2 protein-coding genes are annotated in these 12544 nt (G+C 37.3%); both read right to left on the bottom strand.

What is annotated here, in order from left to right; translation table 11 throughout:
* Positions 1–224 precede the first annotated feature (224 nt).
* Positions 225–10394, bottom strand: a complete 10170-nt coding sequence (locus tag BUB03_RS09360) for a SpvB/TcaC N-terminal domain-containing protein (RefSeq protein ID WP_175547495.1) — start codon at positions 10392–10394, stop codon at positions 225–227.
* A 172-nt stretch (positions 10395–10566) separates the two neighbouring features.
* Positions 10567–12534, bottom strand: coding sequence for a DUF8202 domain-containing protein (locus BUB03_RS09365; protein WP_073062274.1), 1968 nt, complete (start codon positions 12532–12534; stop codon positions 10567–10569).
* Positions 12535–12544: the final 10 nt, after the last annotated feature.

Below are 12544 nucleotides of genomic sequence, written 5' to 3' on the forward strand. Positions count from 1 at the left end.
CAAAAAATTTATATGTTATAAATATCATTATTAAATTAATTAATATATTTATAATCATTGCTAAAATATTATTTTTTTTATAAAACAATAAAGTTAATAATTGCACTAATAATAAAGGTATTATTATATAGATATCTACATAATATGCTCCAAAGAATCCATTCGATGGTAACATATTCGTAATTAGTATTAATATGATAGAAAATATAATACTTCCAAAAATTTTACTCAACCCCATTTTGTTGTAATTTTCTACCTAATTGTTCAATTTTTTTATCAACTTTTTTTCCTGGTCGAGCCAAATCAAAATGAGCACCATTATCTCCATCTCCTAAAGGACTATTTTGTATTCCTCCTCTTATAAATTGTCCTTCAGTTTTTGGATTACTTAAAAGATCTCCTTTAATATCCTCTCTTATTATATTTCCAATTTTACCAGCTTCTTGATATTCTTTTAATTTATTCATTAAATCACTACCCTCAGAGGTAGGGCTTCCTATTAAAATCAAATTATCTACCTTATACCCTTTATCTGCTAATCCAATTGCAAGATGCTCTTGTAAAACAGAACCATAACTATATCCTGTAAGATTTAATTGCTCGCCATCTTTCAAAGGATTTTTCTTCAAATCATTTAAAATACCTTTCAATGCCATTTTATATTGTTTATCATCTGAGGCACTATGTTTTTGAGGAGAAGAAAACTCTGGATTTGTCCAATATGATTGTTTATTACGAAAATCATTTACGAATCCAATATCTCCAATTTTACCATGACTAGCATTAACTCTTTTAAAGTCTTTTATTCCTAAAGAAGACCATATTGATTTAAAGCGACCTATATAGTTCCATCCATCAGAATCATTCCCTGCTCCTCCAATAAAATAAACTCTACGGCCATCAGGGTCAATTGCATTGATTGGATTTTGCATACAATATATATAAGGACTCCAAGATGGATACTTCTCTGCCAGCGGATCCACATTCAACCAAAGAGAAACTCTAGGATTATAATACCTCGCTCCATAATAATAGTACCCTGTTTCAGCATCAAGTTCCTTGCCATTAAATTTGTATGGGCTATGGTTACTATTTCTGTGGTTTTCCACAAAGGTTTCACCGCTTGGGAAGTATTCTATATTCTGGGTTACCTCTCCATCTGCACCTGTAATAAAGCTGCTGGAACCTAAATGATCCGGATGGAACCAATAGATTTCTAGTTCTTTATTTCCTGCATAATTATTAACACAAGCTCCGTTGTATCCTGCATTCTGCCCGTAATTAGGAGGTGGCGTGATATTATTCTGCTGCATTACTGTAAGAGTAGCCTGAGTAGCTGTCTGCAGAATGGCATTTGATGTATTGACCGGATTAATCGGCGGAGTGCTTCCTGCAAATGGAATAATCAGCCAGTTACAATCAAATACTCCAATATTTTCACTTGTCCCGTTTTTAGTGACTATTCTCTGGCTTCCTGCATAATAATGCTTGGTGTATCGGGGCTTCAGAACGGTTCCATTGTCATCAAATGATACATTCAGAGTCAATAATCCATTCGGATATACTGCTGTATTATGAGTAGTCCCAAAATATTGCGGCGGAGGCGGGGATATAACAGAGGGATCAGCTATAGCTATAGCTCTTGCCAAAATCCCAGATTGTAATACATCCTTAATAATTCTTTCTCCTCCCGCATCATAGGTATAAATTGCTGCACCATCAACTTCCGGTGTAGAAGGGTTGGTATCTACAAAACGTAAACGATTTTCTTCATCCCACTGATAAACTGTTCTTTCTTCAGTGTAGGTACATGTTTCCTGTTCAATAGTAGTAGGATTTCCTTTTGCATCGTATTTATAATGTTGGAACTTCACTCCCGGATCATCCGGATTACAGCATGTGGAAGATGGCACCAAATTAGGTTCATCTATAATGGTTGTAGGAGCATGTGGATGTGAAGAGTTTTCATATTTGTAGTTCAGCCTGTAAGAGGTTGGCTCCATTGCCGTCCAGTTATTGTTGCTCGCACCTGTCGTCCATTCATGCTTCTGGGTTTTGCTCATGATATTGTGCATATTATCATAAGACATGGCAACGGTATACCGGTGGCGTTCTTCCTGAGCCTGTGTATTGATTCCTCTCCAGTTTCCTGAAGCCGAAGTCAGACGATACAAGTCATCATAACCGAATGCATAATTGGTTCCTCCTCCTAAAAGACCATTTACGACAGGAGCATTATTGTGAACCTGCATTACGTTAGATACCACATCGTATTGGTATACGTTCTGCATGAAGAACCTGTTGGCATTGGTATTCTGAGCATACATTTTCAGCAGTCTTCTACGGTTTGTCTCGTATTCATACGTTGTTTCTGTACCGTTTCCATTTTTCAGGTATACTCTCTGCTCAAATTTATCATATCCAAGATTATTAATCATCGGATAGGAATTACCGTCTTTTACAGAGGCAACATTATTTAAGTTACCCGCTCTGTTGTATTTGTATGTTAATTTTTCTCCATCCGGATATGTAATGGTTTTCACACGGTTCCAGGTATCATACTGCCATTCTGTTCCGAACCAGTAAACCTGTGCTCCAGGTACTGCAACTGAACGTCTTTGGTAGGTGAGTTCACCCAATCTTCCGTATTTCAGATACTGCGTTCCTGTAGCATCTGTCTGATACCATAATCTCCCTACTGCATTATTATCCATCGCTGAAGCATCCAGTGCATTTCCGTAGTAATATTTTACGTTGTTTTCAGGATATAAAGGATATTTAACCTCTTTCAGCCTTGAATAATCATATTGATATTCTACCGTTTCATTGGCTGCATTAGTTTTGGAAGTCATGTTACTTGCCGGATCATACTTGTAAGTAGTAACTCCACTATCAGGATGAGTGTAAGAAACCCTTCTTCCCAGGTCATCATAAACGGATGTCGTAATATTACCATTTACATCTTTTACCTGAAGAATTTCGCCGATAGCATCATGGGTAAACTGAGTTTTGATATCTCCGGTATTGGATACTTCATGAACTGAGGTTGTTCTTCCTTTGATATCAGTATATGTTTTTTTAACGCTTCCCAGTTCATCTTTGAAAACTGTTTCAAACATATTTCTTCCCTGAACATCTGTCCCAAAACCGTAAGTAATTGTTGAGAACAGGTTTTCTCCAGGCAGTTTGGTATAAACCGCCCTGTCTAATACATCATACTGGTTGATGGTAGGCTCAATAGTATCTACGGCAGGATTATACTGTGTATTATTTGAGCTAATACTTTCAACTGTCGGATAGTAAGTTTTTAACGCTCTTCCAAAGGCATCTTCTTCTACTTTTCCTCCTACAATATATTTTACTCCTTCATTATGAATATCTCCGGTTTTCTTCACCTGAACCGCCCCTCCGAAACCATCTGCAATGGTAATGGTATTAATGGTGCTGTCTGTATATTCCGGATCATAATGTTTGGTTGTTGCAAAAGACTGTGCATTTGTTGCATTAAGCGGAGCATCCGTAATCGGATTGTACTCAAATTTTATAGTCCATGGAATGTTGTTAAATAATTCGTATGGTCCTGTAATTTCTGTAGTTCTTGCTTTGGCATCATATACATACTTCATCGGCTGCAGGTTCATATCCTCAGTATAAGTAGGCACTCCGAAACGGAAATCATACTGGGTTTTGCTGCTGTATCCAAAGGCATCCTGCACTTTTACCGGATAAGTTTTTACATTATCATCATAAGTATACTGCTGGAAGAATCTTTGGTTCTGAACATTTGCAGGGCCAGTAGACTTGGTTATATTTCCATAAACGTCATATTCAAAATCATAAACGGAATAATTCACGCCCTGATTAAGAACCGTCATCTTAGAAAGATTACCATCAGTGTTATATTCTGCTTTTTTCTCTCTGGTTACACCACTTGCCGTATTTTTCACTGAGGTTGGCATAATGATATATGCCGACGGATTGATTAAAGTGTATACGATCTTACTCGTTAATATCTCAGAAGCTCCAATATCCGGATCTCCTGAATCTTCTACATCTGTGGCATTACCCCACTGGTCATATGTGTTTACTTTTGTAATTATATTTTTCCAGCCAGTATCGCCCTCACGGAATATAGATTGGTTTTGAAATAATGCTATAAAACAAGCGTAATTTTGATACGTTTTTTCATCTTCTTTGTTCTTAATAATAAAATTACTATTTGTATTTTGAATTTCTTTTAAAGAATAATCATTGGTTTTTATTGTCCATGTTTTATCGTTCGCATCAAAAAGTCTTTCTGTGCTTAATAATCCTTTTAAATAATAGTTTCCATTGTGAAATCTTTGTATCGTTTTTCTGTAAATCACATTGGAGGAGGCTCCACCCTGTTTTGTATCAATCTGATTGATGGTAACTTGTCTGAAGCCATAAAATGTTCTCTCTCTTCGGCTATGATAAGGTTCTTCATAATTTACCGTAATTTTAGAAACATCCGGACTGTAGGCATTATCCCCGGTAAATCCGTCATTGGTAATTACACTTTTTAATACGTATTTACTTTGAGGCATATCATAAGTATTCCCTACTCTTTCATAATCAACTTCCCAAGAACCTCCCATTGGAGTGGTTACCTTTTTAAGAAGATTAGTTGTCCCAATTTGGTTTAGTTGTACAGTAATATTATCTGTATCGTCAGATTTTACAAAATCCGGATAGCCATCTCCATTCATATCTCTGAACGTCGTATGGGATCTTGAAGTGGAATTCCCTTTAGAAACACCTAAAGTCACATTCAGCTTCAGCCCGCTTACTCCTGCAACAATAGGAATAGGAATTAGAATAGTTCCTGCTGCATTTCCTCCAACACTGATCGATGCATCTTTATGAACATCATTCACATTCTGGAAATTTAAATTTAACGGAGTGGTGGACATTCTGTCTCCTAAATTAAGATATACTGTCGCGGTATTTCCTGAATATAAAACCTTATCTGCCAGACCATCACCATTAATATCAACCAGCTCTTTTGTGGTGTTATTTGTATTAGAGCTAAAATTAACTCCGAATTCAAAACTTCCCCTGAATAAACTGATTCCTCCTCCAAGTCCAAATCCATTTCCTACACCCTCCGGCTTGATATCTGATCCCCAGGAATCATTTCCTGCAAATCCGTTTCCTATATTCAGTTCAAAATTATTTGTATTAAACTTATCAGGAAGGCCATCTCCATTAATATCCAGGAATGTCTGTTTTGAATGTTCTGTAGAAGTCTCTCCGTTTGCACTGACAGATAATTTAGTAGCGGCTACCTTACTATCAACTGAACTCTTGATTAAGTTATCATTGAATGCTCTGCTTTTTGATTTTTCTCCAGTCGTCTGTATAAAGGCCATTCTTGTAGATTCACCATGTACAAATGAATAACTTGATGAAAGACCTGTGGAGCTGGCTTTTGAAATAGACTGGCTTCCCACGTTTAAAGAATTTCCTGATAAAAACCCTACAGGATATGTAATTTTCACATTGGTTTTATTGAAATCATCCGGAAATCCGTCTCCATTATAATCTAAAACATTTCGTACAGATTTAGCTTCAGAGAAAATAGTTTGTGATACGTTCACTCCGGCAAAGCCGGCACTTGCTCCCGCACCAACACTTATACTTTGATTTTTAAGCTGAATATTCGGTGCATTCAGCTCAGACCCGACAGCCTGGCTTAATGAATTGTTATTAAAATTAGAATCTATATTATGTACTCCTAAACGGGAAGCATTGATTGTATTCTGAGAAATATATATGCTTGGATCTACATCTATTAATCTTCCCTTATCAGTATTATTAACATTTGAATTGATGGTCAGGAAATAATTCTTTGATAATGCTCCATCATTATCTACAATCGTAACATTTCCGTTAGGATCCACTGTAGGGTTGTTAATTGTCGGGTTCGTACCCGGATCTGTACCATAAGCATTGCTTAGTTTCAGGCGCGTCTCATCCACTTTCATTTCTGCAACAGTGCCTCCATTAGCATAGTTATTGTTAATGTCATAGGCTTCTACAACTGTATTCTTGCTTAGATTATTACCATTCAGGATAAATCCACCCCAGCCACGATACAGTATACCAAATCTACTGTCATACTCATTTGAGTTTGATGCAGATGTTGGTGTTTGCGGTCCCAAAACTGGTTTATGCGGCGGCGTATTTGTAAAACTGGTGATGGTAGTTTCACTTCCCGGATTTTCAATATATAATTTTGTAAATGCTGAAGGTGCTCCTCCAGGAGAAAATGTCAGCGTATAGGTATAAGTTCCCGGATTCAGCATGGTTTCCGAATACACAGGCATTCCCGATTGCCCGGATAAGGTTCCGTTAGGGAAAAAAGTATTTATACCGAGTGTTGCTGATGTTCCTGCAACATAATTTCCTAATTCAAACTTCAGCATTGTAGCCTGGCTGATTACAATTGTTCCTGTTTGCTGTACGGTATTTGAACCGGATAACTGTACCGATAAGTTATTCGGGTTGTCTATATAATTGAGACCATTGTTGATCAGGATACCGCTAATGCTTGTTATATTGTTGATAAAGTCTCTGTCGTCACTACTTACTGTTGTTTCCAGGTATATATTCTCATTTAAATCCTGAGAAACTATAGTATATGGTGTTCCAAAAGCCGGAGTTACATTACCACTAACAACATTATAAACTGTCTTGGTTAATAATTTATTTTTAATTTTTGCCGAGATAACGACCTTTCCGCTTTTACCATTAAAATTAGGAAGGGATGATGCTTTTACAGAAATCTTTTTCCCGATATCTCCCGATTGGGTTGCGTAGGTTATAAAATTTCCTCTGTCATTATACATACTGTACTCTACCTGTAAATAGGTCTTTTCACCGGTTGAAGTCTCGGTAAATTCAGGAATTAATTTAAAGTTTGACCAATCGATCTGGGTATCAGTATATACTTTTACAGATACTTTATCATTAGGATTCAAATTCACCTGTGAACCAATAACACTATTGCTGTAAGTAGAGCCAGAGGCGATCGTCATTGGGAACTGAGGATAATCCACATCATTGATTGTCAGAAATATTTTAGCATCATCTGACAGCGGGATTGTTTTATTTAAATATAAATTTAATGTCCCGGCATTTCCCACCATGAAAGAGCTGGTCCCGGAGTTTACAAAATCTTCCTGTGATTTATAGGTTGACAAGTCTCTGTTATCACTATCAACAGCTGGAATATTTGGAGTTGAATAGGTGATTTCAGGGTTCCATGTAACCTGATCCATTGTCCCGTCATATTTAGAAGAGACTCTGAAATATAATTTTTCTCCTTTCCCAATATTTATTACCTGATCTCCAAAAGAATGTAAACTATAATCTCCTGCATTAATATTATTAACCAGCGGATCATTATCTTTATACTGAAAAGAGACTGCAACCCCATCTGCCTTACTGCAGTCTTCTTCCGGATTACACAGTATCTGATTCAGTTTGAAAGCATTTTTAACTGTAATCGTTCCGGATTTTGGAGCAACCCATACACGAACGACATCGTGCAGTGGATTTTGTTCCAGCATCATCTTTTTCTCTGCTTTATCCTGATCATCAAATAATGAGACTGAAGGCTGCACACCGGTTGCTGTAACATTAATAGGATATGGCGTCAAACCACTATTAGGATCAAACGAAGGAACATTTCCTACGAGTCTGTTAAAGTATACTTTTCCATTTTTAACAAAATCTACCAACCCATCGTTATTGAAATCCATAAAATAGGATGAAGTGGTATTGGTGCTATTGGAGTAATCGAACCCAAGGCTTGCCCCTCCAAAATTAGCATCAATTCCTACTCCCCACGATGAGTTCTTGGACTTTCCTATATCCTGTAGATTTCCAACATTTACCACAGGGCCAAATGCCTGAACCCCGTTTGTTGCCGTTGATAAATTTTTAGAATAAGAAATAACCCCGTTATTCTGATATACTCTGTCTGCCAGATTATCCCCATCTATATCTATTAAAGTAATCTGATTTTCTGAGGCCGAATTGGTAACAGATCCATGAGCTCCTACCGTTCCTTTTCTGAAACTAAACAAGCTGGTATCACTTGTGGGAGGAGAAGATAAATTATATGCCCCAACACTGATTCCAAAGTTTGTTCCTGTAGATTTTCCGAGACTTCCGGAAAGCATGGTATACCCCTGGAATAACTGCCCTGAAGAAAGCAAGCCGGGAAAGCTAGCATGATCCGGGGCTCCCCAAGACTGAGGTGCACCAAACATATTGGCGGCATCAGGAGCTTCATTATATTCTATCTTATTAGTATAGAAAACAGCACCTGCCGCATCTTTCTCCGTTATAGTTTTTAACAGTGACTTTTTGAAGGTTTTATCATCATTTTTGTATTCAAACTCATAGCTTCTTACATTTTCATCACCATATTTAACTTCTATTTTGCTTAATCTTTTTGATTCTATCTGAAGAAATCCCAGTCGTCCATTAATCTGAACATCCTCTCTACCGGAAGTTGTTGTGAATAAAACTTTATACTTTTTTGCCGGGTTCTGGGAGGTATGTAATGTATAATCTATTTCAGAGATGTGTAATTCCTGACCACCATTTCCGGGATTTCCCGAATATGTTGATTTATCATAAGTATATAAAACATAGTTCCCATTCGTATCAATTGTTTTATATAAAGCCCAATGTCCAATATTTCCAAGAGTATCTTTAAGTATAGCATTATATTTTACCCCTGTTTCATCCCCTCCAAAGTATGATTTTGTTCCATCTTTAGATGTTACTATCCATACATAATCTTTAGGGTTTGTCCCTTTTCTTATGATTTTGTTAAATGCCCCCTCAACTCTTGGATAAAACTGCCTGTTCGGTTGCCTTGTTTTATTAAATCCTTCATTTCTGTTTGGCATAGCGAAAACACCCGGGCTTACTTCAAAAGTAAGCTGCTCGCCTCCCAATGAATAAATTTCAGTTTCTATTCCATCATCAACAGTATCTCCATCAAAATCTCCATATGTTGGCACTCCCCATCTTGTATCAATCGTTACAGCAGGGATAGACATATCCCAGCCCAGTCCCATCCAGCTATTTCCGCCTTCACTGCTATAGCTTACTCCTAAAGACGGCTGCATTCCTGCTCTACCGGCAGGAAGTTTGATTGGAAAGCTTGTTGTAACACTTCCCATACTGTTGGGAGTTGGTGGTGCAATGCTTACAATCCCTTCAGAAGGATTGGCTGCTTTGATATCTTTGATAGAGTTCGGGGCATAGCTCCCTGTTTCCGGAGATTCAGGAACTTTTAAAATCCCGTTTACCATGTCGGTAAAGTGAGTGGTTTTTGACACTAAAATGTTTTGCTGTACATTGACACTGTCTTTATCTAAAGCAATCCATTTTTTCTCTGTTGTGTTAAAATAAAAGGTTTTAATATCCTGTTCCGTATATCCGGTAGGTATTTTCTTTTTGTCGTACCCTAAAGATACTTTTGCCGGGGCCGAAAAATGATCCCCATGAGGAAGAAACCGGTACCCTGCATTATCTGAGGTTACATTGACCATTTCCGGAGTAAGTGCAGGCATGTCTATGTCTCTAAGTGCAGTAATTGAGAAGAGTTCTGCACTTTTAAGAGCTCCTTGCGGGATGTTTAATTCGGCTGAACTTAGGCTAAGCTTTTCGGCACTGCCTATACTTCCAACAAATTTTGAAACAGATTGGGCATTGTATTTTGCTTCAATTGTATTTTCAAGATTTTTCTTATTGGAAATTCCTATCCTAAGGTTTCTTACTTTATAACTGTAATCTGATAGCTGGGGTAATGTAAAAATTACCATATTCTTTCCCTGTCTGACTGACTGGCTGGCAATAGGTTCTGATTGATGGGTCCAACCAGAGTTTTTCACGACACTCTTGCCTCCCACTGCCAGATCATCATTGATTACTTTACTGACTTGTTTATAACTATCTACCCCATACAAATCATATTCTAAAGTATACTGATAGGAAGGATTTATTTTTTCATCCACAGAAATCGTAAAGATATTATCATAGATCTGATCAATCGGATGTTCTGCATTCGTTCCTATTATCCCTTCTCTGATATCGGAGATATAGTACCTTTTTTCATTGGATGCAGATACAGATGCCTTATTACTGATGGTTTTAGTGACAGGAACAAGCATTCTGTTGGCTGAATTCTTATTCTTTCCATCAAAATTACTTTCCGGGATATTATCGGATCCTTTAGAATCTTTTTTATTTTCTTCAGTAACATTATCACCGGAAATTTCTTTATTCGTATTGTTTCTTAATGCATCGTCAATTTTCATTATGGGCACCACGCTCTCCTGCTTACTCATATAATATGAATTAGCATGGGCATGAACCTGGGACCAGCAAGTGAAAAATATAATTGAATTAAGAAGTTTCGTATTCGTTCTTAAGACGCTTAATAAAGACCTTTTCATTCTTTTATGTGTATTATTTCATCCGGGGCACTTCTGTTTTTATAGAAGTGCCCGGACATGGGTATTAGTTTTGTACAATTAGCTTGAATACTTTGATTTCAGATGAAGTCTTAACGATAATTAAATAAACCCCTTCTGTTGGAAGAGTATCTTTTATTTCATAATAATCCTTGCCTTTGTCTTGCATGGTTTTTACCAACCTGCCGGATCCGTCATGTATTTTTATATCTACCGTTTCTATTTTATCTGAAATAATTCTGATGGTAAACTGCTGTCCTTTAGGTACTGGATTAGGGTAAATTACAATTCCGTTTTCACGTTTTCTTGTCACTTTTACCGTATCTTTTTTAATACAGCCATCTGATGTTGTTACCGTTACCGTGTATTCGCCCGGTTCATAAACATTAATTTCCGGAGAGTTGCTTGTAAATCCGTTATCAGAAGTCCATGAGTATACAGCATGTGGATCTGTAATCTGTGTGGATGCATTAAACTGAGCTGCATTTCCTGAAGAAATTGCCACGTCCGGACCAAGGTCTAAATTAATAGTACTGAAATCGCTGACTGAAAAGTCATAGGCAGTCACGTTATTATCAGCATCCTTAATGACCAGGTGATAATTGCCTACTACTAAGTTCGGAAATGATACCTGTGCAGTCTGAACGGTGATATTCTGCGAAGTTCCGTTACCGGTAAGAGCCACATTAAACGGAGCTTTCCCTCCTTTAATATTCAAATTAAGCGTTCCGTTTGTAACAGTACATGTAGGTTGGGTAATCTCGTAGATAGATAAAATCTTATTTCCCAAAGCAAAGGAGAAAACATCTGTTCCTGATAAGTCCTGATCAAAAACAACATTTTTAAAATGCACGCCCTGATCATTATCCATATGGTCCATCGGGTAAGCTTCAATATTGGAAGAATTAAAGTTTCCCTGCCCTGTTCTATCCACCAGGAGCCAAAGTTTTTTATCCGCCGGAATTTGCTGAATAATATCTTTAATGGAGAAAACCACTTCCGTTGGAATTGTCTGCGAGTTTTCAGTAGTGAATCTTGCTTTCCATTTTCTTTTTAACAATTGATACCCGAAAGTATCATTATCCAGCTCGAGTGGCTTTTTATTATCACCCCAGATCAAAAAACTCTGATCTGCAAATTGGGCATCATTTGATCTGTTATCTGCCGCTAATTTCTTTGCTGCAATAATCAGTCTTTTGGGTTCCGATGAGCTGGTTGCCTGTTTTTGATAAAGATCTGAATATCCGTCTCTTGCAATACCCGTGATACGGGCAGGGTAATCATTAAAATCGCTCTGACGCCAGATTTTTTTATTTTTAGAACTCAGGTATTCCGTATAAGGCATGGTAATAGCATATTTTACAGCCAGATAGGAATTCACCCTGTTCCTTTCATTAAGGGTAAGAATCTTTCCGTAGGCAAAAAACTCAGGAAGCTTTCCCTTAAAGTTCTTCCACTGATGACTTCCTTCATCTTTCCCGATATACATTGATGAAAGCCCGGTTTTGCCTATAACTTTAGTGATTTTAGCCGAAGGATTTCCAAACTTTGAGTACAGACTGAAAGAAGCCAGCGTATCTATTGTACTGGTATTAATGAAATTAACCTGATCATTATTATACCTGAAAATATTCTTGGTACTGTAAAACAGCTCTTTCTCATCTGTATTATCCGTTGTAAACAAAGCAGATTCCTGTGTTGGATTATTGTTCTGATAAGCCGTGAAGAAAGTCAGTTTATCCATTGTTTCTATCACAAAAGGAAACTTCAAAAAATCATCTGTTCCATCAAAATTTAAACATTCATTATAATTAAGTAATGAATAGGCCGGTTTATTGGCTCCTGTTAAAGCCTGTATTTGATGCTGATTGCCGCTGTAATCCTGATACATCAGAGAGGGAGTCTGAAGTGAGTTGGTTTTATACCAGACACTTGTACCCCTTACTCCTCCGGGAGACTGGGCATTCGAAATACAGACAAGTAAAACGCTGAGAACCGTAAGTATTTTTTTCATGTAAAGCGTT

It is taken from the genome of Chryseobacterium oranimense, from assembly GCF_900129755.1.
GTDB lineage: Bacteria > Bacteroidota > Bacteroidia > Flavobacteriales > Weeksellaceae > Chryseobacterium > Chryseobacterium oranimense.

Coding starts and splice junctions, on each gene's coding strand:
- BUB03_RS09360 (WP_175547495.1), bottom strand. CDS start 10,394: ATGAGTAAGCAGGAGAGCGTGGTGCCCATAATGAAAATTGACGATGCA.
- BUB03_RS09365 (WP_073062274.1), bottom strand. CDS start 12,534: ATGAAAAAAATACTTACGGTTCTCAGCGTTTTACTTGTCTGTATTTCG.